General features: G+C 62.2%; 27 protein-coding genes. 6 read left to right on the top strand and 21 right to left on the bottom strand.

All coding sequences use genetic code 11. From position 1 onward, the window contains the following. Positions 1-9: 9 nt before the first annotated feature. From era to IC609_RS15045, 14 genes are all read right to left on the bottom strand, one after another. Positions 10-1,071, bottom strand: a complete 1,062-nt coding sequence (era, locus tag IC609_RS14980) for a GTPase Era (RefSeq protein ID WP_191820336.1) — start codon at positions 1,069-1,071, stop codon at positions 10-12. Then, positions 1,068-1,754: a ribonuclease III gene (gene rnc / locus IC609_RS14985; RefSeq protein WP_191820337.1), complete on the bottom strand. Its 687-nt coding sequence runs from the start codon at positions 1,752-1,754 to the stop codon at positions 1,068-1,070. The genes era and rnc overlap by 4 nt, the downstream gene beginning before the upstream one ends. 1 nt (position 1,755) lies before the next feature. Then, positions 1,756-2,721, bottom strand: a complete 966-nt coding sequence (lepB, locus tag IC609_RS14990; RefSeq protein ID WP_191820338.1) for a signal peptidase I — start codon at positions 2,719-2,721, stop codon at positions 1,756-1,758. Beyond that, positions 2,721-4,529, bottom strand: coding sequence for a translation elongation factor 4 (gene lepA / locus IC609_RS14995; protein ID WP_191820339.1), 1,809 nt, complete (start codon positions 4,527-4,529; stop codon positions 2,721-2,723). The genes lepB and lepA overlap by 1 nt, the downstream gene beginning before the upstream one ends. 499 nt (positions 4,530-5,028) lie before the next feature. Beyond that, positions 5,029-6,441 carry a DegQ family serine endoprotease gene (locus IC609_RS15000; RefSeq protein WP_191820418.1) on the bottom strand — a complete coding sequence of 471 codons (1,413 nt, stop codon included), beginning with the start codon at positions 6,439-6,441 and terminating at the stop codon, positions 5,029-5,031. Between the two features lie 97 nt (positions 6,442-6,538). Continuing rightward, the gene (locus IC609_RS15005; RefSeq protein ID WP_191820340.1) at positions 6,539-7,000 is read right to left on the bottom strand and encodes a hypothetical protein; all 462 of its coding nucleotides are present in this window, start codon (positions 6,998-7,000) and stop codon (positions 6,539-6,541) included. A gap of 24 nt (positions 7,001-7,024) precedes the next feature. After that, on the bottom strand, positions 7,025-8,269 hold the full coding sequence (gene fabF, locus IC609_RS15010; RefSeq protein ID WP_191820341.1) for a beta-ketoacyl-ACP synthase II: 1,245 nt from the start codon (positions 8,267-8,269) through the stop codon (positions 7,025-7,027). Between the two features lie 6 nt (positions 8,270-8,275). Next, positions 8,276-8,512, bottom strand: a complete 237-nt coding sequence (acpP, locus tag IC609_RS15015; protein WP_019427049.1) for an acyl carrier protein — start codon at positions 8,510-8,512, stop codon at positions 8,276-8,278. 62 nt (positions 8,513-8,574) lie between these two features. Next, positions 8,575-9,318, bottom strand: a complete 744-nt coding sequence (gene fabG / locus IC609_RS15020) for a 3-oxoacyl-ACP reductase FabG (protein WP_191820342.1) — start codon at positions 9,316-9,318, stop codon at positions 8,575-8,577. Continuing rightward, on the bottom strand, positions 9,315-10,265 hold the full coding sequence (gene fabD, locus IC609_RS15025) for an ACP S-malonyltransferase (RefSeq protein WP_191820343.1): 951 nt from the start codon (positions 10,263-10,265) through the stop codon (positions 9,315-9,317). Before fabD ends, fabG begins: the two co-directional genes overlap by 4 nt. A 79-nt stretch (positions 10,266-10,344) precedes the next feature. Continuing rightward, positions 10,345-11,322, bottom strand: coding sequence for a beta-ketoacyl-ACP synthase III (locus IC609_RS15030; RefSeq protein WP_191820344.1), 978 nt, complete (start codon positions 11,320-11,322; stop codon positions 10,345-10,347). Then, positions 11,319-12,380, bottom strand: coding sequence for a phosphate acyltransferase PlsX (plsX, locus tag IC609_RS15035; RefSeq protein ID WP_191820345.1), 1,062 nt, complete (start codon positions 12,378-12,380; stop codon positions 11,319-11,321). Before plsX ends, IC609_RS15030 begins: the two co-directional genes overlap by 4 nt. Before the next feature lie 112 nt (positions 12,381-12,492). Further along, positions 12,493-12,675, bottom strand: a complete 183-nt coding sequence (gene rpmF, locus IC609_RS15040) for a 50S ribosomal protein L32 (protein ID WP_005794249.1) — start codon at positions 12,673-12,675, stop codon at positions 12,493-12,495. A 142-nt stretch (positions 12,676-12,817) separates the two neighbouring features. Next, positions 12,818-13,363: a YceD family protein gene (locus IC609_RS15045; RefSeq protein ID WP_191820346.1), complete on the bottom strand. Its 546-nt coding sequence runs from the start codon at positions 13,361-13,363 to the stop codon at positions 12,818-12,820. Between the two features lie 25 nt (positions 13,364-13,388). Between IC609_RS15045 and IC609_RS15050 the strand changes: the two genes are divergently transcribed. Both IC609_RS15050 and IC609_RS15055 read left to right on the top strand, forming a co-directional pair. After that, positions 13,389-13,994 (top strand): Maf family nucleotide pyrophosphatase, encoded by a 606-nt coding sequence (locus IC609_RS15050; RefSeq protein ID WP_191820347.1) that lies wholly within the window; start codon positions 13,389-13,391, stop codon positions 13,992-13,994. Further along, positions 13,991-14,767 (top strand): SAM-dependent methyltransferase, encoded by a 777-nt coding sequence (locus IC609_RS15055; RefSeq protein WP_191820348.1) that lies wholly within the window; start codon positions 13,991-13,993, stop codon positions 14,765-14,767. Before IC609_RS15050 ends, IC609_RS15055 begins: the two co-directional genes overlap by 4 nt. Positions 14,768-14,783: 16 nt before the next feature. Here the strand turns inward: IC609_RS15055 and IC609_RS15060 are convergent, their stop codons facing one another. The 4 genes from IC609_RS15060 to IC609_RS15075 are packed head-to-tail and all read right to left on the bottom strand — an operon-like array spanning position 14,784 to position 17,798. Continuing rightward, positions 14,784-15,773, bottom strand: coding sequence for a S49 family peptidase (locus tag IC609_RS15060; protein ID WP_191820349.1), 990 nt, complete (start codon positions 15,771-15,773; stop codon positions 14,784-14,786). 2 nt (positions 15,774-15,775) lie between these two features. Further along, complete coding sequence (locus IC609_RS15065) at positions 15,776-16,141, bottom strand: Rieske (2Fe-2S) protein (RefSeq protein ID WP_191820350.1); 366 nt, start codon at positions 16,139-16,141, stop codon at positions 15,776-15,778. 15 nt (positions 16,142-16,156) lie between these two features. Next, entirely contained in the window at positions 16,157-16,825 is a 669-nt protein-coding gene (locus IC609_RS15070; RefSeq protein WP_191820351.1) for an HAD family hydrolase, read from the bottom strand. Beyond that, positions 16,818-17,798: an RluA family pseudouridine synthase gene (locus IC609_RS15075; RefSeq protein WP_191820352.1), complete on the bottom strand. Its 981-nt coding sequence runs from the start codon at positions 17,796-17,798 to the stop codon at positions 16,818-16,820. The genes IC609_RS15070 and IC609_RS15075 overlap by 8 nt, the downstream gene beginning before the upstream one ends. A 250-nt stretch (positions 17,799-18,048) precedes the next feature. On the opposite strand from IC609_RS15075, the gene IC609_RS15080 reads away from it, so the two are divergent. Beyond that, a complete protein-coding gene (locus tag IC609_RS15080; protein ID WP_225224232.1) occupies positions 18,049-18,243 on the top strand; it encodes a hypothetical protein in 195 nt (64 codons plus the stop codon). Between the two features lie 146 nt (positions 18,244-18,389). After that, positions 18,390-21,236, top strand: coding sequence for an Rne/Rng family ribonuclease (locus IC609_RS15085; protein ID WP_191820354.1), 2,847 nt, complete (start codon positions 18,390-18,392; stop codon positions 21,234-21,236). A 70-nt stretch (positions 21,237-21,306) separates the two neighbouring features. Here IC609_RS15085 and IC609_RS15090 read toward each other — a convergent pair whose 3' ends face one another. Beyond that, positions 21,307-22,539, bottom strand: coding sequence for an MFS transporter (locus IC609_RS15090; RefSeq protein WP_191820355.1), 1,233 nt, complete (start codon positions 22,537-22,539; stop codon positions 21,307-21,309). Positions 22,540-22,638: 99 nt separating this feature from the next. Between IC609_RS15090 and IC609_RS15095 the strand changes: the two genes are divergently transcribed. Both IC609_RS15095 and IC609_RS15100 read left to right on the top strand, forming a co-directional pair. Then, complete coding sequence (locus tag IC609_RS15095; protein ID WP_191820356.1) at positions 22,639-22,890, top strand: hypothetical protein; 252 nt, start codon at positions 22,639-22,641, stop codon at positions 22,888-22,890. A gap of 6 nt (positions 22,891-22,896) precedes the next feature. Next, positions 22,897-23,190 carry a thermonuclease family protein gene (locus IC609_RS15100; RefSeq protein WP_191820357.1) on the top strand — a complete coding sequence of 98 codons (294 nt, stop codon included), beginning with the start codon at positions 22,897-22,899 and terminating at the stop codon, positions 23,188-23,190. Positions 23,191-23,196: 6 nt separating this feature from the next. On the opposite strand, the gene IC609_RS15105 is transcribed toward IC609_RS15100, so the two are convergent. Continuing rightward, a complete protein-coding gene (locus IC609_RS15105) occupies positions 23,197-24,465 on the bottom strand; it encodes a branched-chain amino acid ABC transporter substrate-binding protein (protein ID WP_191820358.1) in 1,269 nt (422 codons plus the stop codon). Positions 24,466-24,486: 21 nt separating this feature from the next. Next, on the bottom strand, positions 24,487-25,158 hold the full coding sequence (rpiA, locus tag IC609_RS15110; RefSeq protein WP_191820359.1) for a ribose-5-phosphate isomerase RpiA: 672 nt from the start codon (positions 25,156-25,158) through the stop codon (positions 24,487-24,489). Between the last annotated feature and the right edge of the window lie 40 nt (positions 25,159-25,198).

Genomic DNA, 25,198 nt, shown 5'->3' on the forward strand with positions numbered 1-25,198 from the left:
GCAGCGAAATTACTCGTAACCGAAGGAGCGCACGCGCGCCTCGTCGTCGGCCCAGCCAGAGCGCACCTTGACCCACAACTCGATGAACACCTTGGCGTCGAGCAGTTTTTCAAGTTCCATCCGGGACTCGGTGCCGATGCGCTTGAGTTTTTCGCCCTTGTCGCCGATGACCATGGCTTTGTGGCCATCGCGCTCGACCACGATGGTGGCGGCGATGCGCACCATGCGCTTGGCGGTGTGGGCAGGTTCTTCCTCGAACTTGTCGATCACGACGGTGGAGGTGTAAGGCAGCTCATCGCCCGTGAGGCGGAAGAGCTTTTCGCGCACAATTTCGCTGGCGAGGAATTTCTCGCTGCGGTCGGTCAACTCGTCGTTGGTGTACCACCAGCCTTGCTCGGGCAGGTATTTCTCGCAAATGCCCAACAGGCGCTCGATGTCTTTAGGCTGCTTGGCCGACATGGGTACGAACTCGGCAAACGCGTGGCGCTCCTGCATGTCCCGCAACCAGGGGGCAATTTCTGCACGGCGATTCACAGCGTCAAGTTTGTTGGCGATCAAAAGCGCGGGGATGCCAGGCTTGAGCAGCGACAGCACCTTGGCATCGGCCAGGTTGAAGCTGCCCGCCTCGACCACAAAGAGCACCAGGTCCACATCGCCCACCGCGCCAACCACGGTCTTGTTGAGCGACTTGTTGAGCGCGGTGCCATGGCGGGTCTGAAAGCCCGGGGTGTCCACAAACACGAACTGGGTCTGGTCTTGGTTGCGGATGCCCGTGATGCGGTGGCGCGTGGTTTGCGCCTTGCGCGAGGTGATGCTGATCTTTTGCCCCACCAAAGCATTGAGCAAGGTGGACTTGCCGACGTTGGGCTTGCCCACAATGGCCACCAGGCCGCAGCGCTGGCCTTGGGTGGACAGCGGGGCATCGCCCGCCACACCTGCGGCTTGCGCCTCGGCGTCCGAACGCGGCTCGACCGTCACCCCCGGGATCTCGATGGCACGGCGGGCCACCTTGGGTGACAAGTCCACCTGGGGTTCGGAGCCTGTCTCGTCTGGCGTGTGTTTGGCGTTCATGCGGATTTCTTGAGGATGTCGAGCAGGGCCTGGGCTGCGGCCTGTTCGGCAGCTCGGCGGGAGGGGCCCAGTCCACGTTGGGACTGGCGCAGTTGAGGCACTTCGCAGGCCACTTCGAAGGTCTGGCGGTGCGCCGCACCCGACGTTTCCACCACGGTGTATTGCGGCAGCGCCAGCTTGCGGCCTTGCAACCACTCCTGGAGTTCGGTTTTGGGGTCTTTGGCAGCCGCCTGCATGGTCGGGTTGATGTCCACCTTCTGGAACAGGCGCTCCACCAGGGGCTGTGCAGCGGCATAGCCGCCATCCAGGTAGACCGCACCGATCAGGGCTTCGAGCGCATCGGCCAGGATGGACGGGCGCTTTTGCCCGCCGGAGCGCAGCTCGCCTTCGCCCAGACGCAAGACCGCAGGCAACTCCATCTGCTGGGCCAGCTGGTGCAGCGTGTCCTGCTTGACGAGATTGGCCCGCACGCGCGAGAGGTCGCCTTCGGGCAGGTCGCTCAGCTGGGTGTAGAGCAGGTGCGCCACCGCCAGGTTGAGCACCGAGTCGCCCAGAAATTCGAGCCGCTCGTTGTGGTCGGCACTGAAGCTGCGGTGGGTCACGGCCTGCTGCAGCAAGGCGCGCTGCTTGAATGCATAGCCCAAGCGCACTTGCAGGGCGGACAGAAGATCGGGGTTGGCCACGTCAGTCAAAAGCGCCGATGCGCTTGAGGTTGCCAAAGTTCATCCAGACAAAGAAGGCCTTGCCCACGATGTTGGCGTCGGGCACAAAGCCCCAGTAACGGGAGTCCAGCGAGTTGTCGCGGTTGTCACCCATCATGAAGTAGTGCCCGGCGGGCACCTTGCAGACCACGCCTTCGACGCTGTAGCGGCATTGGTCACGGAAAGGGAATTCGTCCGTTCCCGGGATGAAGGCGGGTCGATCGTTGTCAATGATCAGGTTGTGGGTTTTGCCGGGCAGGTTCTCGCGCTGGTGCTTGAAGTAACGCATCACCGATTCGTCAAAGTAATCGGGCAGGCTCTCGCTGGCCACGGGCTGGCCGTTGATCGTCAGCTTCTTGTTCAGATAAGCCACTTCGTCGCCCGGGATGCCGATCACCCGCTTGATGTAGTCCTGGCTAGGGCGCGGCGGGAAACGGAACACCATCACGTCACCGCGCTGCACCGGGGTACCCTCGGTGAGCTTGATGTTGGCCACCGGCAAACGAACGCCGTAATGGAATTTATTGACCAGGATCAGGTCACCGATTTGCAGCGTCGGGATCATCGAGCCTGAGGGGATCTTGAAGGGCTCGAACAGGAAAGAGCGCAGGATGAACACCACCACGATCACCGGGAACAGCCCAGCGGTCCAGTCCAGCCACCAGGGCTGCATCAGCAGCTTGTCGCGGGCTTCGGCCGTGTCGGTGTCGATTTTTTCGATGCCCATGCGGGTGAGTTCGCTGCGGCGCTGGGCCGTGGCTTCATCGAGTCTGGCTGCAGCGGCTTCACGCTGCGGCAAGAAATAAAAGCGTTCGGCCAGCCAGTAAATACCGGTCACCACGGTGGCCAGCAGCAAGAGCAACGCAAAGTTGCCCTCGATGTAACCCAGGTACCAGGAGCCCGCATAGCCCACGAACGCGGCCAGCACCAAAGAGGTCAGGAACTGCATCAATCTTCCACCTGCAAAATGGCCAGGAACGCCTCTTGAGGCACCTCGACCGAACCGATTTGTTTCATGCGCTTTTTACCCGCCTTTTGCTTTTCCAGCAATTTGCGTTTGCGCGTGATGTCGCCACCATAGCACTTGGCCAGCACGTTCTTGCGCAAGGCCTTGATGGTCTCACGGGCAATGATGTTGGCGCCAATGGCCGCCTGAATCGCCACGTCGAACATCTGGCGGGAAATGATCTCGCGCATCTTGGCCGCCACGGCACGGCCCCGATACTGTGCCTGTGTGCGGTGCACGATGATGGACAGCGCATCGACCTTCTCGCCGTTAAGCATGATGTCGACTTTGACCACGTCGGACGCGCGGTACTCCTTGAACTCGTAGTCCATCGAGGCGTAACCCCGGCTGACCGATTTGAGCTTGTCAAAGAAGTCCAGCACGATCTCGCCCAGGGGCATCTCATACGTCAGCATGACCTGGCGGCCGTGGTAGGCCATGTTGATCTGCACGCCGCGCTTTTGGTTGGCCAGCGTCATCACGGGGCCCACATAGTCTTGCGGCATGTACAGGTGCACGGTGACGATGGGCTCACGGATTTCCTGCAGGCGGCCCTGATCCGGCATCTTGGAGGGGTTTTCCACCATGATCACTTCGCCGTCGCCCTTGACCACTTCGTAGACCACGCTGGGCGCGGTGGTGATCAGGTCCTGGTCGAACTCGCGCTCCAGGCGCTCTTGCACGATTTCCATGTGCAGCAAACCGAGGAAACCGCAACGGAATCCAAAACCCAGCGCTTGCGAGACTTCAGGTTCATAGTGCAAAGACGCGTCGTTGAGTTTGAGCTTTTCGAGTGCGTCGCGCAGGGCATCGTACTGGTTGGCTTCGGTCGGGTACAAACCGGCAAACACCTGCGGCTGAATTTCCTTGAAGCCAGGCAGCGCTTCGGTGGCCGGGCCGAGGTTGTTGGGCAATTTCTTTTCGAGTGTGACGGTGTCACCCACTTTGGCCGCTTGCAACTCCTTGATGCCCGCGATGATGTAACCCACCTCGCCGGCCTTGAGCATCTCTCGTGGCTGGTTGGCCGGGGTGAACACACCCAGGCTGCCCGCTTCGTAGACGGCATTGCTGGCCATCATGCGGATGCGTTCGCCTTTGATCAGTTGACCGTCGACCACACGCACCAGCATGACTACACCCACATAGCTGTCAAACCAGCTGTCGATGATCATGGCGCGCAAAGGCGCATCGGCCTGCCCTTGGGGTGCGGGCACCTTGGCCACAATCGCTTCGAGGATTTCGTCGATGCCCATGCCGGTCTTGGCCGAGCAAGGGATCGCATCGGTCGCGTCGATGCCGATCACGTCCTCCACTTCGGCGCGGGCATTGTCCGGATCGGCGTTGGGCAAATCCATCTTGTTGAGCACGGGCACCACTTCCACACCCAGGTCGAGTGCGGTGTAGCAGTTGGCCACGGTTTGCGCTTCCACACCCTGGCTGGCGTCGACCACCAGCAAGGCGCCTTCGCACGCCGACAATGAACGCGACACTTCATAAGAGAAGTCCACGTGTCCAGGCGTGTCGATCAGGTTGAGGTTGTAGACCTGCCCATCTTTGGCTTTGTATTGGAGTGCAGCGGTTTGCGCCTTGATGGTGATGCCGCGTTCTTTCTCGATGTCCATGGAGTCCAGCACCTGGGCTTCCATGTCGCGGGCTTCGAGTCCACCGCAGCGTTGAATCAAGCGATCGGCCAGCGTGGATTTGCCGTGGTCAATGTGCGCAATGATCGAAAAATTTCTGATGTGATTCATCAAGGACGGTCTGCAAGTAGTTGAGGATCAACGATCCACACAAGAAAAAAGGGCGCGTCTGGTGTTGACGCGCCCTGAACCAACAATCAATGGCAACTGCGATAGTTGGGACTTCATTGTAGGCAAATTGCCCCGTTCGCACAGCCCCGAAAATCGGCTTGGCGGGTCGTTGCGGTGATGCAACACCAAGATTATCCACAGTTTATTCACAATTCAGGGGATATCTGATTGAACAACTTGTGGGCCACTTGTGGATCACGGGTGGACTGTTGTTGAACATCCCGTATCGTGAATCCAGACCTGCGCTTTATGCCATGAATGATGGGTCAAGACACCGAATTTTAACGAAATTCGTCATGAACAGCTCAAAAAGTTAGCAGTCGCACACTTTCGAAGAGTTGAAAAAACAGCATAAAAAATTTTCATCTGTTGCATTCATGCCGCCCCGAGCTGCCAAAGCCCCCGAAGCTTCGGGGGACTCTTGACAAGCGCGTGGCGGTCATTTGGCCGGGCGGATCAGCACATATTGCGCGCTGTCTCCCCGGCGGATCAACAAACTCACAGGCCGCGCCTTGTCCACGCGGCCCATGATGCTGTCGAAGTCCTTGGCAGACAGCACTTCCTGATTGGCAATGGCCAGGATCACATCGCCCTCACGCAAACCTGCACGCGAGGCTGGCTCTGCTGCCGATTCGATGCGAACCCCGCCGCGCACGCGCAACTCTTTTTTCTGTGCATCGGTCAGATCAGCGACCACCAGGCCAAAATGCTCCGCTGAAGCTGGCGAGGCTTTCTTGTCGCTGCTGCGCTGCGCCACGGTTTTCTCAGGCTCGACCTCGGCCACCGTGACGGTCAGGTCCTTGTTCGCGCCACGACGGAATACCGTGAGGCCCACACGGCTGCCAGGCTTGGTGTTGCCCACGATGCGCGGCAGGTCGGCGGCTTTTTCCAACGCTTTGCCGTCGAAGCGCAAGATGATGTCTCCGGCCTCGATGCCTGCCTTGTCGGCTGGCGAGCCCTCCTCGACGCCACGCACCAGCACGCCTTGCGCCTTGCCCAGACCCAAGGACTCGGCCACGTCCTTGGTCACCTGGTCGATCTGCACACCGATGCGGCCACGGCTGACGCGGCCACTGCTGCGCAACTGTTCACTCACACGAATGGCTTCGTCCATCGGAATGGCAAACGCGATGCCCATGTAGCCGCCAGAGCGGGAGTAAATCTGGCTGTTGATGCCCACCACTTCACCACGCATGTTGATGAGCGGGCCGCCCGAATTGCCGGGGTTGATGGCCACATCGGTCTGGATGTAGGGCAAGTACTCGCCCGTGTCGCGCTGCTTGGCGCTCACGATACCCGCAGTAACCGAATTCTCGAGCCCAAAGGGCGAGCCGATGGCCATGACCCATTCACCCACCTTGAGGCGACTGACATCACCCACCTTGACCGCAGGCAAGCCGGTGGCCGCGATCTTGACCACCGCCACATCGGTGCGCTTGTCAGCGCCCACGATCTTGGCCTTGAACTCGCGCTTGTCGGTCAAGGTGACCAGCACCTCGTCCGCACCATCAACCACATGGGCATTGGTCATGATGTAGCCATCTGATGTGAGCACAAAGCCCGAACCTTGACCTTTGGGCTGAGATTCCTCGGCTTGCGGGCGATTCTGACGCGGTGACTGGCGTGGGGCGTTGGGCATCGGCACGCCAAAAAAGCGCTTGAACAGCTCTTGCATCTCTTCGTCCGAGCCCTGCCCTGGCGATGCCCGGACTTTTTCGGAAGTGCGGATGTTCACCACCGAGGGGCCCACCTGTTCGACCAGTTCGGTGAAATCCGGCAAGCCACGCACCGAAGCGGCGGCCTGCGCTTGCGCTGCAGGCACCAGCAGCGCACTGCTGGCCAAGCCCAGCATCAGGGCAGCGGTGATGTTTCGGGTTGTTGTTGAAACCACTTGGTCCTCCTTGTTGTCCAACGTCCAGCTTCAGCACATGGGGGCGCCCGGCGCAGGATCAAGCCGTGCGTGCCACAGCCGTTCGGCGCGAATATACCGCGCATCGAAAACCGTGCCAGCGTGTGGGCATGTCCGCGCGGCGCACCCAGGCATGCCGCACCCCAGCGCCGAAACCCGACTGACCTGTGGAGCGCAGTGACACGAGCATGAAGTGCCCGCCATCGAGCGTCAAAGACAAATGGACCGGGTCTGTGCCCACAGCTGCGCTGGGGGCATGCCAGGCTTCGCCATCCCAGGTCAGTTCGCCCTCTTGCTGGAATTCGCGCGGCAACCACCAGGCTGTGGCCAGCACCGCCACAAGCCAGACACACACCGCCCACGCCAACACGTATGCAGACGCGTCAGTCCATGCCAGCCAGAGTGCCAAAGCGCCCGAAACTGTGGCGGCCAGCGCCTGGGCCGAGCGTGGCCCCCAAACAAAACGCCCCACCGGGAAGACCACAGGTGGGGCGTTGTGCATGGCGGAAACCTGCCGTGAAACGCGTCAGATGCGTTTGAACACCAGAGAGCCGTTGGTGCCGCCGAAACCGAAGTTGTTTTTCAGGGCCACATCGATTTTCAGATCGCGCGCCGTGTTGGCACAGTAGTCCAGATCGCACTCGGGATCGGGGTTGACCAGGTTGATGGTCGGCGGCACCTTTTGGTGGTGCAGCGCCAGCACAGTGAACACGCTCTCGATGCCGCCCGCGCCACCCAAAAGGTGACCGGTCATGGACTTGGTGGAGCTGACCACGGTTTTGTAGGCGTGATCACCCAAAGCCGCTTTGATGGCATTGGTTTCGTTGATGTCACCCAGCGGCGTGGAGGTGCCATGTGCGTTGAGGTAATTGATCTGGTCGGCATTGACACCGGCATTGCGCATGGCGTTGAGCATGGCTCGGCGGGGGCCGTCCATGCTCGGCGCGGTCATGTGACCAGCATCTGCACTCATGCCGTAGCCACCGAGCTCGGCGTAGATTTTGGCGCCACGGGCTTTGGCGTGTTCGTACTCTTCGAGCACCATGACGCCCGCGCCTTCGCCCAACACAAAACCGTCACGGTCTTTGTCCCAGGGGCGCGATGCCGCTGTGGGGTCGTCGTTGCGGGTCGACAAGGCGCGCATGGCGGCAAAACCACCCACACCCAGTGGCGACACTGTGCCTTCGGAGCCACCAGCAATCATCACATCCGCGTCGCCGTATTCGATCAGACGACCGGCTTCGCCAATGCTGTGCAAACCTGTGGTGCAAGCGGTCACCACGGCCAGGTTGGGGCCTTTGAAACCACTGCGCATCGACACATGGCCCGAGATCATGTTGATGATCGAGGCCGGGACGAAAAATGGGGAAATGCGACGCGCGCCGCGCGCCGTGTACTCGATGTGGGTGTCCTCGATCAGCGGCAAGCCACCAATGCCCGAACCGATCACCACACCGATGCGGCAGGCCTCTTCTTCACTCAGTGCATCGCCTGTGGGCAGCCCGGAGTCCTGTATGGCCTGGGCGGCTGCGGCAATGCCGTAATGGATAAAGCGGTCCATCGTCCGCGCTTCTTTGGCGCTGATGTAGGACTCGAGATCGAAGTTTTTGACTTCACCCACGATCCGGCAGGACATGGCTGAAGCGTCAAAACGGGTGATCGGACCAATGCCGGACTGGCCAGCAAGCAGGTTGGACCATGCATCGGCGACCGTGTTGCCCACGGGGCTGATGCATCCCAAACCCGTGACAACAACGCGGCGCCGGGTCATCGTCGATCAGGCCTTCTTGCTTTGGGCGTAGTCGATCGCAGCTTGCACCGTGGTGATTTTTTCTGCGTCTTCGTCAGGAATTTCGATGCCGAACTCGTCTTCGAGTGCCATCACCAATTCCACCGTGTCCAGGGAGTCAGCACCCAAATCGGCCACGAAGGCTTTTTCGTTGGTGACTTGTGACTCTTCAACGCCGAGTTGTTCAGCAATGATTTTTTTGACACGTGCTTCGATATCGCTCATGGGGTCCCTCTGAGGGTTGTGAAAAATGAAGATTTTACCTGTCCGGAAGGGGTTTCCGAAAATCAGGCCATGAACATGCCACCATTGACATGCAATTCTTGCCCGGTGACATAGCCCGCGTGGCTTCCAGCCAGGTAGGCCACCGCGTGCGCGATGTCATCGGGTTTGCCCAGATGGCCCAGAGGAATCTGGCCCAACAAGGCTTTTTGTTGCTCTTCGGGCAGGCTGGCCGTCATGTCGGTTTCGATGAAACCAGGGGCCACGCAGTTGACCGTGATGCCACGGCTGCCCAGCTCGCGCGCCAGCGCACGGGTCATGCCCGCCACACCCGCCTTGGCAGCGGCGTAATTGGCCTGCCCGGGGTTGCCCGACGCGCCCACCACGCTGGTGATGCTGATGATGCGGCCATAGCGCTGCTTCATCATGGGGCGAATCACAGCGCGGCTCATGCGGAAAACCGCTTTGAGGTTGGTGTCGAGCACCGCGTCCCAATCGTCGTCCTTCATGCGCATGGCCAGGGTGTCACGGGTGATGCCCGCGTTGTTGACCAGCACCTGCAGACCGCCATGCTCTTTGACGATGGCGTCGATCAGGGCTTCACCCGCGGCGGCATCGTTCACATTCAAGTTCGCCCCCCGGCTGCCGGGGAAGGCCGACAGGGCCTGGCTGATCTTGGCGGCACCGTCGTCGCTGGTGGCGGTGCCAATGACCACAAAACCTTGTTGGGCCAGATGCAGGGCAATCGATGCGCCAATGCCACGGGACGCCCCTGTGACCAGGGCAACTTGTTTTTGTGCTTCGCTCATCCGAGAAGTCCTTTCACTTCGGCCAGTGTGGCGGGGTCGTACAGCGCCACGCCGTTCAATTCCGCATCAATCCGCTTGGTCATGCCCGCCAGCACTTTGCCGGGGCCGCATTCGACCAGAGTGGTGACGCCACGGGCCTTGATGGCCTGCACGCACTCCACCCAACGCACCGGGCCAAAAGCCTGGCGGTACAAAGCGTCACGGATGCGGTCGGCATCGGTTTCGATGGCCACGTCGATGTTGTTGAGCACCGGAATCTGCGGCGTACCCAGAGTCAATGTGCCCAGTTTTTCACGCAGCTTTTCGGCAGCGGGTTTCATCAGGCTCGAATGGAAAGGTGCCGACACAGGCAAAAGCAGCGCACGCTTGGCACCCAGGCCTTTGAGTACTTCGCAGGCTTTGTCCACGGCGGCCTTGCTGCCCGCGATCACGGTCTGCGCCGCATCGTTGAAGTTCACCGCTTCCACCACTTCGGCGCTGTCGGCGGCAAAAGTGGCTTGCGCTTCCTTGCAGCCTGCGATGACTTTGTCAGACGCCAGACCCAGAATGGCGGCCATGGCCCCCACACCCACGGGCACGGCTTCTTGCATGGCGGCGGCGCGCAAGCGCACCAGCGGCGCGGCTTGCGCCAGCGTCAACACACCCGAAGCCACCAGGGCGCTGTACTCGCCCAGCGAGTGCCCCGCCACCACGGACGGCTTGGCGCCGCCTTCGGCCAACCAAGCGCGGTAGGCGGCCACGGCCGACACCAGCATCACGGGCTGGGTGTTGGTGGTCATGGCCAAGGCTTCCTTGGGGCCTTCGTGGATCAGTTTGGCGACGTCTTCGCCCAGGGCGTCTGAGGCTTCTTTCAAAGTTTCAAGGACCACAGGGTGGTCGCCCCAAGCGTCCAGCATACCCACCGATTGGGAGCCTTGACCGGGGAAAACAAAAGCAAATGAGGTCATGTGCAAATTCTGTATCTGGAAAGAATCCGGGAAAGGGTGCCGCGCATCGCTGACCCGGGCCTGTCAAATCGATAGCGGATCAATAACGCAAGAGCACGGAGCCCCAGGTGAAGCCGCCGCCGACACCTTCGAGCATCAGGGTTTGACCGCGTTGGATGCGCCCGTCGCGCACAGCCGTGTCCAGCGCCAGCGGGATCGAAGCGGCCGAGGTGTTGCCGTGCTGATCAACGGTCACCACCACCTTGTCGGCGCCCAATTTGAGCTTCTTGGCAGTGCTTTGCATGATGCGGATGTTGGCCTGGTGCGGGATGAGCCAGTCGATGTCGGCATCGGTCAAGTTGGCTTTGCCCAGGCTGGCTCGGGCGGTTTCTTCGAGCACGCCCACGGCCAGTTTGAACACGGCCTGGCCATCCATTTTGAGCACCGGATCACCCAGAATGCCGCCCCGGTTCACATGCCCTGGCACACACAAAATATCTTTGTATTTGCCGTCGGCGTGCAGGTCGGTGGCCAGAATGCCGGGTTGCTCCGAAGCTTCGAGCACGACCGCACCTGCGCCGTCACCAAACAGCACACAGGTCGTGCGGTCCTTGAAGTCGAGGATGCGGCTGAACACTTCCGAGCCGATCACCAAAGCGCGCTTGGCCGAGCCGGACTGGATCATCGAATCAGCGATCGTCAACGCATAAATGAAACCACTGCACACGGCCTGCACGTCAAACGCCGGGCAGCCCGCGGTGCCCAGCTTGTGCTGCACCATGGTCGCCACCGAAGGAAACACCATGTCGGGGGTGGACGTGGCCACAATGATCAGGTCGAGGTCGTCGGCTGAAATGCCGGCTGCCGACAGTGCTTGGCGGGCGGCTTCGGTCGCCAGATCGCTGCTGCCCTGCTGGTCGGCCGCAAAGTGGCGGGCGCGAATGCCTGTGCGCTCAACGATCCACTCGTCCGAAGTCTCGACGCCTTGCTGCGCGAGCTCGGCCGCCAGATCGGCATTGGTCAGGCGTTTTTCAGGCAGGTAACTGCCGGTGCCCAGAATGCGGGAATAAATGCTCATACAGAGGGGACCGCTTCTGCCCGCTCGGCCTGCGCGCCCATCAACAGAGGGGCTGCATGCGCGATGCGTTCACGAACGCGGTCCAGCAATTGGTTTCGGGCTGCATCATAAGCCCGGTTCAGGGCCGTCTCAAAAGCAATCTCGTCGGCCGAGCCGTGGCTCTTGAACACCAGACCCCGCAGACCCAGCAAGGCCGCACCGTTGTAACGGCGATGATCCACGCGATCTTTAAAGGCAGATAAAACCGGATAAGCCAAGATGGCAGCAAGTTTCGTGAAAATATTGCGCGAAAACTCGTTTTTCAGGAAGCCGCCGATCATGGTGGCCAGCCCTTCGCTGGCTTTCAGGGCCACATTGCCCACGAACCCATCGCAAACCACGATGTCCACCGTGCCCTTGAAAATGTCGTTGCCTTCCACGTTGCCATGGAAATTCAGATCACCCGAATTGGCTGCAGATCGCAGCAATTCACCAGATTTCTTGATGATTTCATTGCCTTTGATGGCTTCCTCACCGATGTTGAGCAAGCCCACCGAGGGCTGATCCTTGTTTTGCAAGACCGACACCAGGGCCGAGCCCATGACGGCAAACTGGAGCAAATGTTCGGGCGTGCAGTCCACATTGGCCCCCAGGTCGAGCATGGTGGTGCCACCGCCCTTGAAGTTGGGCATCTGTCCTGCAATGGCCGGACGGTCGATGCCGTCCATGGTCTTGAGCACATAACGGGCAATGGCCATCAGAGCCCCAGTGTTGCCCGCAGACACCGCAGCAGCGGCATTGCCATCACGCACTTGTTCGATGGCCACGCGCATCGAAGAGTCTTTTTTCTTGCGCAAAGCGACTTCAAGCGGGTCGTCCATCTCGACCACTTCTGTGGTGGCCACCACCGCCACACGGGGGTCATCCAACCCGGCCAACGCCTCGGCACGCCCCACCAGCAGCAAACGTGCATCGGGGTGAGTCGACAGAAAACGACGGCAAGCGGCCAGCGTCACGCGGGGACCATGGTCGCCGCCCATGCAATCGACAGCCACAGTGATCGGGTTGGGCGCAGTCATGGCATCCTTGAATTCAAAACCGGACAAGACAAATCAAAAGCCCCAAATACAAAAGCCCGATGCTACTCAAAAAGTAGCGCCGGGCCTCTGCAGGCTTGAGGGCTGACGCCGATCAGGCTTCGGATTTGTTTTTCAGCACTTGGCGGCCACGGTAGAAACCGTTGGGGCTGATGTGGTGACGCAGGTGGGTTTCACCAGTGGTGGGTTCCACAGCGATGCCCGGCACATTCAGGGCATTGTGCGAGCGGTGCATACCGCGCTTGGAAGGCGACTTTTTGTTTTGCTGAACAGCCATGATGGCTCCTTGGAAGCATGGAGGCCGCGCAAACGAAGACGCAGCTTCTGGTTAATGACAGAGTATTGCCCGGACATCCGAGCCAAGCCAGCAATTATAGCCTAAGCCAGCCGCTTTGGCCAGGACGGCACCCGGCAAAAAATCAGGCCCGGCCTGTTTTCAGTCCCGCAAGCACGCCAAACGGGTTGGGTCGCTCGGCTGCTTGCTCAAATTCAGGGTCCATGGCCGACGCAGGCAACACTTCGGGGCAGGCCTGGTGCAAAGGCACCAAGGGCAGCGACATGATCAATTCGTCCTCCACCAGCGCCAGCGCGTCAAAGTCGCGGCTGATCACCAACAGGTCCTCTTCGGCCTCGTCGTCCAGGGCCGCGGCCGTGGCCTCATCGGCCACAAAACGGAAAGAGCGCTGGGCCAGCACGGGGCTCAACACCGGTTGCAGGCAGCGCTGGCACTGCATCGGCAAATCCACTGCGGCGTCCAGGTCGAGCCAGACCTCGTCGGGCCCGGCCGAGACCGGTTCGGTGCGGCCCTGCAGGCGCCAGCGCACAGCACTGGCCGTTTCGCCGCCCGCCACCTGCTCCAGGCTCAGACGCGGCCATTGGTCCAACGGCAAGTCGCCCTGCAGTTCGCCTTCGGCTTGGGCGAAGGCTTTGACGTCCAGATGTGAGGGGGCGAATTTTTTCTCCATGCGGAGAGTGTAAGAGAATCGCCCCATGAGCCAGAACACCCCTCCAACCGTCCAGCGCACCGTGGTGCTGGGCTCCACCTCCCGCTACCGGCGCGAATTGCTCTCGCGCCTGAACCTGCCCTTCGAAGTCGCCGCCCCGGACGTCGATGAGACCCCACAGGCCGGCGAATCCCCCCGCGATCTGGCCCTGCGCCTGGCGCTGGCCAAGGCGCGCGCAGTGGCTGAGCGCTTTCCGCAAGCGGTGGTGATCGGCTCCGACCAGGTCGCCGACCTCGCAGGCCAACCCCTGGGCAAACCGGGCGAACACGCCCGGGCCGTAGAACAGCTGCGCCAGATGCGTGGCCAAACCGTGGTGTTCCAGACGGCGCTGGCCGTGGTCTGCCTGGCCACAGGCTTTGAGCAGGTCGACCTCGCCCCTGTCAAGGTGCTGTTCCGCCCGCTGAGCGACGACGAGATTGAAAATTACCTGCAGGCCGAAAAACCCTATGACTGCGCAGGCAGTGCCAAGAGCGAAGGCCTGGGCATCGCCCTGCTCGAAGCCATCGAGAACGACGACCCGACGGCACTGGTGGGCCTGCCCCTGATCCGCACCGCCCGCATGCTGCGCGCCGCTGGAGTGCAACTGCTGTGAACACCCCCACCCGCCCCCCGCATGGCCGCCTCTTTCTGGTGCCCACACCACTGGACTTTGGCTGCGCCGAACAAGCCCCCATCCAGGACGCGCTGCCAGAGGCCACGCTGCGCTGCGCCAGTGGTCTGCAGCACTGGATCACCGAAAACGCCAAGTCGACCCGGGCCTTCCTCAAGCGCGTGGGCGAAGTCCACGCTCTGAGTGCCCCGATCCAGGCACAACACATCACCGAGCTGCCCCGCGAGGTTCACAAAAAAGGCGACCACCAAGGCGGGTTTGACGCGCACCCCCTGATGGCTGCGGCCCTGCAAGGCCATGACATAGGTCTGGTGAGCGAAGCGGGCATGCCCACCGTGGCCGATCCAGGCAGTTCGGTGGTGCGCGCAGCGCACGACCTGGGCATCGAGGTGGTGCCGCTGGTGGGGCCTGTGTCACTGCTGCTGGCCTTGGCGGCCAGTGGTCTGAACGGGCAGAACTTTGCCTTTGTGGGCTACCTGCCGCAAGACGCGGCCGATCGCGCGGTCCGCCTGAAACAACTGGAGAGCCTGGCGCAAAAAACCGGCCAAACCCAGTTGTGGATCGAGACCCCTTACCGCAACGCCGCCATGCTGAGCAGCCTATTGCAGGCCTTGCAGCCAGGCACGCGCCTGTCGGTGGCCAGCGGCCTGACCCTGCCCAGCGCCCGGGTGCAAAGCCACACGGTGGCGGCCTGGAAAAAAGGGATCACCGGGCCCAATGGCCAAACCCCAGCGGTGTACGCCATCGGCCCCTGAGGCCGAGCACAGAGATTCAGCGCAAACCAGGCACGCGGCGCATGGCCTGCACAGCGCCTTCGCCCAGCGCCGCGCCAAAACGCTTGGCCAGGCGCTCGGCCACGTTTTCGTGGCGGCTGTAGTCGATCACGTCTTCGGCCTTGACGACATCCCGAGCCACACTGTCGAGGCTGCCCAGACCATCGGCCAGTCCCATGTCCACGGCCTGCTGGCCAGTCCAAAACAGGCCAGAGAACATGTCGGGCGTTTCCTTGAGGCGCTCACCCCGGCCTTGCTTGACCACCGCAATGAACTGCTGGTGGATCTGGTTGAGCATGGCCTGCGCGTGCTTGCGCTGCGCCTCGGTCTGCGGGCTGAACGGGTCCATGAAACCCTTGTTCTCTCCGGCGGTCATCAGGCGGCGCTCCACGCCCAGCTTGTCCATCAGACCCGTAAAACCAAAACCGTCCATCAGCACGCCAATGCTGCCCACGATGCTGGCCTTGTCGACATAAATGCTGTCGGCCGCAGCAGCAATGTAATACGCCGCAGAGGCGCAGGACTCTTCCACCACCGCATACACGGGCTTGTTGTGCAGCTTTTTGAGGCGGTGGATTTCATCGTTGATCATGCCCGCCTGCACGGGGCTGCCACCGGGCGAGTTGATCAACAGAACCAGGCCTTTGGAGCCGGAATCTTCCAGCGCAGAGCGCATGGCGGCCATCACGTTTTCAGCGCTGGCCTCGCCCTCTGAGCCAATTTCGCCCTTGATCGCCACCATCGCCGTGTGTGGCTGGCTAGGGTCGCTGCTGGGGGCATTGCGGCTGAACAGCAGGCCCGCGACCACCACCAGGAACACCAGCCACGCCAGACGAAAGCCATTTTTCCAGCGGCGTGCGGCCTGCTGCTCGGCCAGGTTGGCCATGGCCAGCCGCTCCAGGGTCTGCCGCTCCCAATGGGGATCAGAAGTGGCTGTTGACGCGTGGGCTGTCGTCTGCTGGGCCTCTGGGGCCTGTGTGTCTTGCATGCTCAGAATTCAAAAGGTTTGAGGTTGTAGGCAGTATGCCAGTGCACCACGCCCCCGTGCTCGCTCAGGTCAATCTTGATCAAGCCGCCACGGCAGGGTCCGCCCGAGCAGGCCCCGGTGTCCGGGCGGTAAGTGGCACCATGGGTCGCACACATCAACCACTGCCCTGTGGCATCGAAAAAACGGTCCGGCTGGTAATCCATCTCCATCGCCACATGGGTGCAGCGGTTGAGGTAGGCATGGACCTGTCCTTCAAAGCGGATGGCGAATGCCCGGCAGGTCTGCCCGGCATACACCACATCGAAAGGCACCGCCAGACCGGAATCCACCAGGTCAGCGCTGTTGCACAAAGGAATCATGGCATCCATGAGGCTCTCCCGGGATCAGGCGTGGGTCAGCAACCAGTCGCGCAATTCGGCCACCGAATGCGCCACATGGCGCGGTTGAAGGGCGTGAAAGGCATCGGGCTCGTGGGCACCGTAACTGACGCCGACGCTGGCGCAACCTGCGTTCAGCGCCATCTGCAGGTCGTGCGTGGTGTCACCGATCATCAAGGTGCGCTCGGGCTCCACACCAAACTCGCGCATCAGCTCGTGCAGCATGCGCGGATGGGGCTTGCCCGCCGTCTCGTCGGCCGTGCGTGACCCATCGAACACATCGCGCAGCTCCACCGCCTGCAAGGCTTCGTTGAGCCCGGCGCGGCTCTTGCCTGTGGCCACCGTCAGCCAATGGTGGCGCGCCTTCAGATCCGCCAGCAGGGGCAGCACGCCCTCAAACAGGCTGATGTCGTGCTGGTGCGTCAGGTAGTGGTGGCGGTAGCGCTCACCCAGCAACGGGTACTTGTCTTTGGGCACATCGGGCGCGGCATGCGCCAACGCAGGCATCAAGGCCATGCCGATCACGTACGAGGCGGCTTCGCGGGTGGGCATGGCTCCGCCGACATCGACCACCGCGCGCTGGATGCAGGTGGTGGTGATGGCCGTCGAATCAAACAAGGTGCCGTCCCAATCGAAAGCGATCAGGTCAAACTGGCGGGGGCGAAAGTCAGTCATGGGGACGGATCCGGTCGATGTGCTGTTGGAGTTCCGGCGGCAAGTCGGCCTGCAGCGCCACGCGCTCGGCCGTGACCGGGTGGTTGAACTGTAAACGCCAAGCGTGCAGGAACATGCGCCTGAGCCCCTGCTTTTGCAACGCCTTGTTCCACTCAAAGTCGCCGTATTTGTCGTCGCCCGCAATCGGGTGGCCGTTGCTGGCCAGATGCACCCGGATCTGGTGGGTGCGCCCGGTCTTGATCGTGACCTCCAGCAGCGTGGCGCCCGGCAGACGCTCGGCCACCTTGACGAGCGTGATGGAGCGCATGCCGTCCGGATCTTCGGGCGTGGTCACCTTGACGCGGCGCTCCCCGTCGGGCAATAAAAACTTGTGTAGGGGCTGGTCGATCACCTTGAGCCTGGCGGGCCAGTCGCCCTGCACCAGGGCCAGGTAGGTCTTGCCGGTTTCGCGTTCGCGGAACTGGTCCTGCAGGTGCTTGAGGGCGCTGCGCTTTTTGGCCACCAGCAAAATGCCGCTGGTTTCCCGGTCCAGGCGGTGCACCAGCTCCAGCAGCTTGGCCTGGGGCCTGGCCTGGCGCAGCTGCTCGATCACGCCAAAACTCACACCCGAGCCGCCATGCACTGCCACCCCGGCGGGCTTGTCGATGGCCAGCAGGCTGTCGTCTTCGTGCAACAGCGGGAATTCGCGGCCCGGCGCAGGCCGTGCGGCCTTTTCGGCTACTTTTTCAGAGATGCGCACGGGCGGCAGACGCACCTCGTCGCCCGCCTCTACCCGCGTCTCGGCCGAGGCGCGGCCTTTGTTGATGCGCACCTCGCCGCTGCGGATGATCCGGTAGACGTGGGTTTTGGGCACCCCTTTGAGGTGGCGCATGAGGAAATTGTCCAGCCGCTGTCCGGCCGAATCCTCGTCCACCACCAGCCATTTGACCGCTGGCGCCGAAACGCCCGGCTTGCCCCCTATAATGTGATTCACTGGCTTTTGGCTGTAAGTGGTTGATTTGAATGGAAATGAATTCCTGAGGACAGGAGTTTAGTCCACCCACCATGACAAGCCTCACCAGAAGGTCGATGCCACCCCCGGCGTGATTTGCAGACTGAAGGCCCAGAGCCGACAGTGGCCAAGCACCCCGAAGGATGGGCCGACGCCCTGAAACACCGATACGGAATACCCAAGCCGAGCAGCCCAACCCCTGTGGTGGAGCTGCCCGGCGGATCAAAGCGAGATGGTTGTGTTGTTTGGAACCTTGCTGACCTGGCTGGAGTGGCTCATGAAGCCACAGGCCACCGTCATGCCCTGCGTTGCCGAACCTGTCCTGGACACCGCAGAACGCCTGCGGCAGTGGACACACCTGAACACCCCCCTGACCTCGCCCCATCCACGCGCCCTGAACCCCATTCCAGAGCCTTCGCTCTGCTGAATGGCGTTCGCCTACGGCAATTCCCTTCGTTTCTCGGCGTCAGCTTTGGCAACGTGGACCCGTCAATGGGTCGGTTGTAAACCGTGCCGTGCGCAAGCTGTCCAAGACAGCAGCCCCGGCCGACACTGATAAAGAAGGAACGCATCATGAAACGGATGCTGATCAACGCCACGCAAGCTGAAGAGCGCCGCCTGGCCATCGTCGATGGACAAAAACTCCTCGACTACGAAATCGAAATCGAAGGGCGCGAACAGCGCAAGGGCAACATCTACAAAGCCATCGTGACCCGCGTCGAGCCCTCGCTCGAAGCCTGCTTTGTGGACTACGGTGAAGACCGCCACGGCTTTTTGCCCTTCAAAGAAATCTCTCGCCAATACTTTGCCGAAGGCGTGTCCGTCAGCCAAGCGCGCATCCAGGACGTCATCAAGGAAGGCCAGTCCCTCTTGGTGCAGGTCGAAAAAGAAGAGCGTGGCAACAAAGGCGCGGCGCTCACCACTTTCGTCAGCCTGGCTGGCCGCTACGTGGTGCTCATGCCCAACAACCCCCGTGGCGGTGGCGTCAGTCGCCGCATCGAGGGCGACGACCGGGCCGAGCTCAAAGAAGCGATGGACCAGCTGGAATACCCCAAGGGCATGTCCATCATCGCCCGCACCGCAGGCATTGGCCGCTCCGCGCCCGAGCTGCAGTGGGACCTGAACTACCTGCTCAAGCTGTGGAGTGCGATTGACGGTGCCTCACAAGGCAAAGGCGCTTTCCTGATCTATCAGGAATCGAGCCTGGTGATCCGCGCCATCCGCGACTACTTCAACAACGACATCGGCGACATCCTGATCGACACCGACGACATCTACGAACAGGCTCAGCAGTTCATGAGCCACGTGATGCCCGAGTTCGCCCCGCGCGTGAAGCGCTACCGCGATGACGCGCCGCTGTTCAGCCGCTTCCAGATCGAGCACCAGATCGAGTCGGCCTATGCCCGCACCGTGCAGCTGCCCTCCGGCGGCGCCATCGTGATCGACCACACCGAAGCGCTGGTGAGCGTGGACGTGAACTCGGCGCGCGCCATCAAGGGTGGTGACATCGAAGAAACCGCTACGCGCACCAACCTGGAAGCCGCTGACGAAGTGGCCCGCCAAATGCGCCTGCGCGACCTGGGTGGCCTGATCGTGATCGACTTCATCGACATGGAAGAGTCGAAAAACCGCCGCGAAGTGGAAAACCGCCTGCGCGACGCCCTGCGCCAGGACCGTGCCCGTGTGCAATTCGGCACCATCAGCAAGTTCGGCCTCATGGAAATGAGCCGCCAGCGTCTGAAGCCTGCCCTGTCCGAAGGCGCGTCCATCCCCTGCCCCCGCTGCGGCGGCGCTGGCCACATCCGCGACACCGAAAGCTCGGCGCTGCAAATCCTGCGCATCATCCAGGAAGAGTCCATGAAGGACAACACCGCCGCCGTGCACGCCCAAGTGCCCGTCGAAGTGGCCGCCTTCCTGCTCAACGAAAAGCGCCCCGAAATTGCCAAGATCGAACTGCAGCAACGCATCAGTGTGCTGCTGGTCCCCAACAAGTCGCTGGAAACCCCGCACTACAAACTCGAGCGCCTGAAACACGACGACCCGCGCCTGGACCGCATCGAGGCCAGCTACAAGATGGCCGAGGAAATCGAAGACGCCACCACCGTGACCCGTCGTTCGCAAGAGCCCACCAACAAGCAAACGCCTGTCATCAAAGGGGTGCTGCCCGATGCGCCCGCGCCAGTGGCTCCTCCCAAGCCAGAACCTGCCCCTGCAGCGGTCAAGGCCAAGCCAGCAGCGGCTGCACCAGCGCCTGCCGCCAGCGGTGGTTTCTTTGGCTGGCTCAAGAGCCTGTTCGGTGGCAGCAGCACCAGCGCTGCGCCTGCCGCACCTGAAAAGAAAGAAGAAAAGCGCGAAGGCCGCAATGGCCGACGTGAGGGTGGCCGCGAAGGCGGTCGCGATGGCCGCCGTGGTGGCCGTGGCGAGCGCACTGAACGCGGCGAAGGCGTGCAAGGCGAAGGCCGCAATGGCCGCCGCCAAGCCGGCGAAGGCCGTGGCGACAAGGTCGAAGGCGAACAACGTGCACCACGCGGTGAACGCTCGGAGCGTGGTGAACGCGGCGGTCGCCGCCAGGAACCACGCGGTGAAGCCCGCGAAGCCCTGGGCAACAACGAAGCTGGCACAGAGTCCACCGAGCGCAACGAACGCCCCGCACGTGGCGAGCGCGGCGAAGGTGGCCGCCGTGAACGCAGCGAAAGCGGCCGTGGCGAACGTGGTGAAGGCGGTCGCCGTGAACGCGGCGAGCGTCGCCAGGAACGCGCCCCCGCCGAGGCCCTGACAGCCGAGACTCCGGTGGCCACCACCGAAGGCCAGGACAACGCCCCGAGCGACAACGCGGGCACGCCAGAGAACAACGGCGAACGCCGTGAGCGCCGCTCACGCGACCGTTACGGCCGTGACCGCCGCGAGCGCACAGGCGAGCCCCGCGCAGATGTTGCTGCCGATGGCACAGCCCCGTCAGAAACCTCTGCCGACGCGCCCGAAGCGGCAGGCAACGACCGCCCTCAACGCTCGTACTTCGAGCGCGCAGCCCAGACGACGGCCGTTGACAGCGCTGCCGCTCCTGCAGCCGAGCCTGTTGCAACCGCCCCCATGGTGGCTGAACCCGCGGTGGCCAGTTCCGCATCGGTAGCTGCGCCAACGCCTTCAGCAGGCGCACCTGCGGCATCCACATCGGGCATGCCCCGCGTGGGCAGTTACACCCTGCCCATCGAGTCACTGAACCAGATCGCCAAGGACTCAGGTCTGCAGTGGGTGAACTCCGACGCCGACAAGATCGCTGCCGTGCAGGCGGCCATCGCTGCGGAGCCCAAGCCTGTGCATGTCCCACGCGAACGTCCCCCTGCAGTGGTCATTGACGCGGGCCCCCTGGTTCTGGTGGAAACCCGCAAAGACCTGAAAAACATGAACTTGCCCTTCTGAAGCAGTTCATGAATGGTCACAGTCGATGACCATGTGCTCAAAGGCCTCTCGCGCAAGCGAGAGGCCTTTTTCATGCCCTGTGTGACAGGCGTCTGGCGCGCCACAACAGCCACACCGCAATGCCGAGGTTGAGCGCATTCCACAGCACGCCATTGATGAAGGCCGCATGGTAGGAGCCGGTGAGGTCAAACACCTTGCCCGACATCCAGCCGCCCAGCGCCATGCCCACCAGCGTGGCCATGATGATGGCCCCCACACGGGCACCCACCTCGGCCACCGGGAAATGCTCGCGCACGATGATGGCGTAAGACGGCACCAGCCCGCCCTGGAACAAACCGAACAGGGCCGAAATCACATAGAGCGACACCAGCCCGTCAAACGGCAGGAACAGCAGCAAGGCCACCCCTTGCAGGATCGAGCCCATCAGCAAGGTGCGCAGGCCACCAATGCGGTCGCAAATCGCTCCGGAAATCAGGCGACTGACGATGCCGCAGGCGAGCATGAGCGAGAGCATTTCCGCACCACGTGCTGCGCCAAACCCCAGGTCGGTGCAATAGGCCACGATGTGCACCTGCGGCATGGCCATGGCCACGCAACAAGCCAGCCCGGCCACGCACAAAAGCGTCTGAGCCTTGCCCAACGACAGCCCAAAAGGCCGCTGCGACTGCAGGGCCTGCGCACTGCCTGCGGCGGGCATGGCGACCCGCGGTGGCCGCTGGCGCATCAGAAAACTCAGCAACACCATGCCCACGCCACACACCACCCCCAGCGCAATGTAGGTGCTGCGCCAGCCGTGCGTCTCGACACCGCGCTGGGCCAAAGCGGGCCAGATCGTGCCCGCCACGTAGTTGCCGCTGGCACACACCGCCACCGCGATGCCCCGGCGCTTGTCCCACCACAGCGAAGTGTCGGCCACCAAAGGACCAAAAGTCGATGAACTGCCCAAAAGACCGAGCAGCAGCGCATGGGCTGCGGCAAACCACCAGATGTTGGTGGACAGCCCGGCCAGAATGAACCCCAGCCCGATGAACACGCCGCCCATGAGCGCCGTGCGGTGCACCCCTGCCCGATCGGCCAGGCGCCCCATGAAAATGCCGCCCAGGCCAAAGCCCAGCATCATGGCGGTGTAGGGCATGGACGCATCGGCGCGCGAAACACCGAACTCGGCCTGCACCGCAGGCAGCACCACCGCCACCACATACATGCAGCTGCCTCCCAGCGTCATCAGGCCCAGGGTGACCAGCAAACGCCAGGCCGCGTAGCGGGAATCAATGAGGTGCGCTGGGGCGGCTGGAGGTGTCATGGTTTCAGGTTATCAGCCCGCAGAACCGCAGCATGGCAAATGCGGGACAAACCGTCGAAATGGAATTATGATTTTGGTGAATAAATCCACAGATTCACTATGAAATCATTTTTATCATTTGTTTTGCTGGCCGGTTTGAGCAGTCTGAGCTGGGCGCAGGAGAGTTCCTGCAACGCCGCCGCTGCCAACAAGAAACTGGCCGGGGCCGCCAAAAACGCGTTTTTGAAAAAGTGCGAAAAAGACGCCACGGCCAAATGCGAAGCGGCCGCCGCAGAACGCAAACTCGCAGGCGCAGCCAAGAACAGCAACATCCAAAAGTGCGTCAAGGAAGCTGTCGGCGAAGCCAGCTGACGCGCCATGCGGGCTTGCGCCCCTCACCCGTCCAGTGCAGCAGGCGCGCGGTGCTGGCTTGCTTGGCTGCTGACGGCGTGCCATGCCCTCAGTGGGGCCGCCCAACTCCAGCCTGGTTGGGCTTGGCATTACAGACAATACCAACACGAGCAGTCCCCCGAAGACCGTCAAATCTACAGCGAAACCGAACAACTGGCCCGCCAGAACCAACGCGGCCTTTGGCAGGGCAACACCCCGCCCGAGCCGCCTTGGGACTACCGGGTTCGCATCAAAGCCGAACGCCCCACATCCAAGCCATGACCGGCTTCAACCCGGACGCGCCATGCTGCAACTGCTGGGCAAGCGGGCCTGCTCGGCGCTGACCTGGCGGATCACGCGAAAGCCGTAGCCCGAGCCCTCGACGTCGAACTTGACACCTGGGGCTCCCTGACGCTCCATGACGCCCACCGCCAGAGGCTGCTGGAACTGGTGGTCCTCTGCGCGCATGAAGCCGGTCCGCCCGGCCATGCTGACGCGGGCTTTCTCCAGCTGCTGGGCCACGGCCAGGGGTTCGGCAGTCCCGGCTTTCTCCACCGCCTGGACATAGGCCTCGACCAGGAGCTGCATGCGCAGGTGCACATAGTCCTCGGCGGTCTTGGGAAAGCGCTGACGGAAGGACTGGTAAAAAGCTTCGCTGGCTTGCCCCGGCACATTGGGCAGCCAGTCGGCCACCGCGATCACACGGCCCACGCCCGCCTCACCCAAGGCTGCAGGCGCGCCCAGTGCATTGCCATAAAAGGTGTAGAACTTGCCCTCGTACCCGGCTTCGCGCGCAGCCTTGACCAGGAGCGTCAGGTCGTTGCCCCAGTTGCCGGTGATGACGGCTTGCGCGCCCGAGGCCTTGATCTTGGAGGCATAAGGCAAAAAGTCTTTCACCCGGCCCATGGGGTGCAGCTCGTCGCCCACGATTTTGACGTCGGGCCGCAGGCTTTCGAGCTGTCGGCGCGCTTCGCGCAGCACGGCCTGGCCAAAGCTGTAATCCTGCCCGATCAGGTAGGCGGATTTGACCGTTTTATCGTCCTTGAGCACCTGCATCAGGGCGGTCATGCGCATGTCGGCGTGGGCGTCAAAACGGAAATGCCAGAAGCTGCATTTCTCGTTGGTCAGCACAGGGTCGACGGCCGAGTAATTGAGGAACAGCACCCGTTTGCCCGGTTCGCGTTCGTTGTGCTTGTTGATCGCGTCGACCAGCGCCAGCGCGTTCGACGAGGAATTGCCCTGCAGCACGACCTGCGCGCCATCGTCCACCGCCGAGCGCAGGGCCGACAGGGCCTCTTCGTTCTGGCCCTTGCTGTCGTAGCGCTGCAGCTCCAGCAGGCGCATGCCCTGGGCGGTCCGGGCGCCCCCACGGGCATTGACCCGCTCCACCGCCCAGGCGATGTTGCGCACCACGGCCTCTCCTGTGTTGGCAAAGGGACCGGACAGGCTCTCGATCAACGCGAGCCGAATGGGTGTGGATGTCTGGGAAAAAGCAGGAAACATCGCTGCAGCGCAGGCCAGGCCCAGCACCGCACGACGAAACAAGTTCGTTCGCATGAAAAAACAGTAGAAGAAAAATCAGAACTTCAGGGTCTTGACGCCTTGCGCCGTGCCCAACAAACAGACCTGCGCTTTTTGCAGCGCAAACACGCCCACCGTGACCACACCCGGCCACTGGCTGACGGTGTTTTCAAAGGCCACCGGGTCGGTGATCTTCAGGCCCTTCACGTCCACAATGTGCTGACCGTTGTCGGTGACCAGCGGCTGGCCGTCTTTGAGGCGTACGGCGGCGCTGCCGCCCATGGCCGCGAACTGACGCATGACCCGGGCCGTGGCCATGGGGATCACTTCGACCGGCAAAGGAAAGGCGCCCAGGGCGTCCACCAGCTTGCTCTCGTCGGCAATGCAGACAAACTGCTTGCTTTGCGCGGCCACAATTTTTTCGCGGGTCAATGCCGCACCGCCGCCCTTGACCATGTGACCCTGGTGGTCGATCTCGTCAGCGCCGTCGATGTAGACCGACAAACTTTCGACCTCGTTGCTGTCGAACACCGGGATGCCCAGGGCCTTGAGGCGCACGGTGGAGGCTTCGGAGCTGGACACCGCGCCCTGGATCTGGTCTTTCATCGAGGCCAGCGCGTCGATGAATTTGTTGACTGTGGAGCCCGTGCCCACGCCGACGATTTCGCCGGGGACAACGTATTGCAGGGCGGCCTGGCCCACCAGGGCTTTGAGTTCGTCTTGGGTCATGGGGAATTCCGGGTCTGAGACAATCTGGGGATCAACCCGG

Origin of the sequence: Limnohabitans radicicola (assembly GCF_014837235.1) — a bacterium.
Taxonomy (GTDB): domain Bacteria; phylum Pseudomonadota; class Gammaproteobacteria; order Burkholderiales; family Burkholderiaceae_C; genus Limnohabitans_A; species Limnohabitans_A radicicola.

What these genes read in the sequence shown, in the direction of transcription:
- era (WP_191820336.1), bottom strand. Translation starts at nt 1,071, where the DNA reads ATGAACGCCAAACACACGCCAGACGAGACAGGCTCCGAACCCCAGGTG.
- lepB (WP_191820338.1), bottom strand. Translation starts at nt 2,721, where the DNA reads ATGCAGTTCCTGACCTCTTTGGTGCTGGCCGCGTTCGTGGGCTATGCG.
- lepA (WP_191820339.1), bottom strand. Translation starts at nt 4,529, where the DNA reads ATGAATCACATCAGAAATTTTTCGATCATTGCGCACATTGACCACGGC.
- IC609_RS15000 (WP_191820418.1), bottom strand. Translation starts at nt 6,441, where the DNA reads ATGCTGGGCTTGGCCAGCAGTGCGCTGCTGGTGCCTGCAGCGCAAGCG.
- IC609_RS15005 (WP_191820340.1), bottom strand. Translation starts at nt 7,000, where the DNA reads ATGCACAACGCCCCACCTGTGGTCTTCCCGGTGGGGCGTTTTGTTTGG.
- fabF (WP_191820341.1), bottom strand. Translation starts at nt 8,269, where the DNA reads ATGACCCGGCGCCGCGTTGTTGTCACGGGTTTGGGATGCATCAGCCCC.
- acpP (WP_019427049.1), bottom strand. Translation starts at nt 8,512, where the DNA reads ATGAGCGATATCGAAGCACGTGTCAAAAAAATCATTGCTGAACAACTC.
- fabG (WP_191820342.1), bottom strand. Translation starts at nt 9,318, where the DNA reads ATGAGCGAAGCACAAAAACAAGTTGCCCTGGTCACAGGGGCGTCCCGT.
- fabD (WP_191820343.1), bottom strand. Translation starts at nt 10,265, where the DNA reads ATGACCTCATTTGCTTTTGTTTTCCCCGGTCAAGGCTCCCAATCGGTG.
- IC609_RS15030 (WP_191820344.1), bottom strand. Translation starts at nt 11,322, where the DNA reads ATGAGCATTTATTCCCGCATTCTGGGCACCGGCAGTTACCTGCCTGAA.
- plsX (WP_191820345.1), bottom strand. Translation starts at nt 12,380, where the DNA reads ATGACTGCGCCCAACCCGATCACTGTGGCTGTCGATTGCATGGGCGGC.
- rpmF (WP_005794249.1), bottom strand. Translation starts at nt 12,675, where the DNA reads ATGGCTGTTCAGCAAAACAAAAAGTCGCCTTCCAAGCGCGGTATGCAC.
- IC609_RS15045 (WP_191820346.1), bottom strand. Translation starts at nt 13,363, where the DNA reads ATGGAGAAAAAATTCGCCCCCTCACATCTGGACGTCAAAGCCTTCGCC.
- IC609_RS15050 (WP_191820347.1), top strand. Translation starts at nt 13,389, where the DNA reads ATGAGCCAGAACACCCCTCCAACCGTCCAGCGCACCGTGGTGCTGGGC.
- IC609_RS15060 (WP_191820349.1), bottom strand. Translation starts at nt 15,773, where the DNA reads ATGCAAGACACACAGGCCCCAGAGGCCCAGCAGACGACAGCCCACGCG.
- IC609_RS15065 (WP_191820350.1), bottom strand. Translation starts at nt 16,141, where the DNA reads ATGGATGCCATGATTCCTTTGTGCAACAGCGCTGACCTGGTGGATTCC.
- IC609_RS15070 (WP_191820351.1), bottom strand. Translation starts at nt 16,825, where the DNA reads ATGACTGACTTTCGCCCCCGCCAGTTTGACCTGATCGCTTTCGATTGG.
- IC609_RS15080 (WP_225224232.1), top strand. Translation starts at nt 18,049, where the DNA reads ATGGTTGTGTTGTTTGGAACCTTGCTGACCTGGCTGGAGTGGCTCATG.
- IC609_RS15085 (WP_191820354.1), top strand. Translation starts at nt 18,390, where the DNA reads ATGAAACGGATGCTGATCAACGCCACGCAAGCTGAAGAGCGCCGCCTG.
- IC609_RS15090 (WP_191820355.1), bottom strand. Translation starts at nt 22,539, where the DNA reads ATGACACCTCCAGCCGCCCCAGCGCACCTCATTGATTCCCGCTACGCG.
- IC609_RS15095 (WP_191820356.1), top strand. Translation starts at nt 22,639, where the DNA reads ATGAAATCATTTTTATCATTTGTTTTGCTGGCCGGTTTGAGCAGTCTG.
- IC609_RS15100 (WP_191820357.1), top strand. Translation starts at nt 22,897, where the DNA reads ATGCGGGCTTGCGCCCCTCACCCGTCCAGTGCAGCAGGCGCGCGGTGC.
- IC609_RS15105 (WP_191820358.1), bottom strand. Translation starts at nt 24,465, where the DNA reads ATGCGAACGAACTTGTTTCGTCGTGCGGTGCTGGGCCTGGCCTGCGCT.
- rpiA (WP_191820359.1), bottom strand. Translation starts at nt 25,158, where the DNA reads ATGACCCAAGACGAACTCAAAGCCCTGGTGGGCCAGGCCGCCCTGCAA.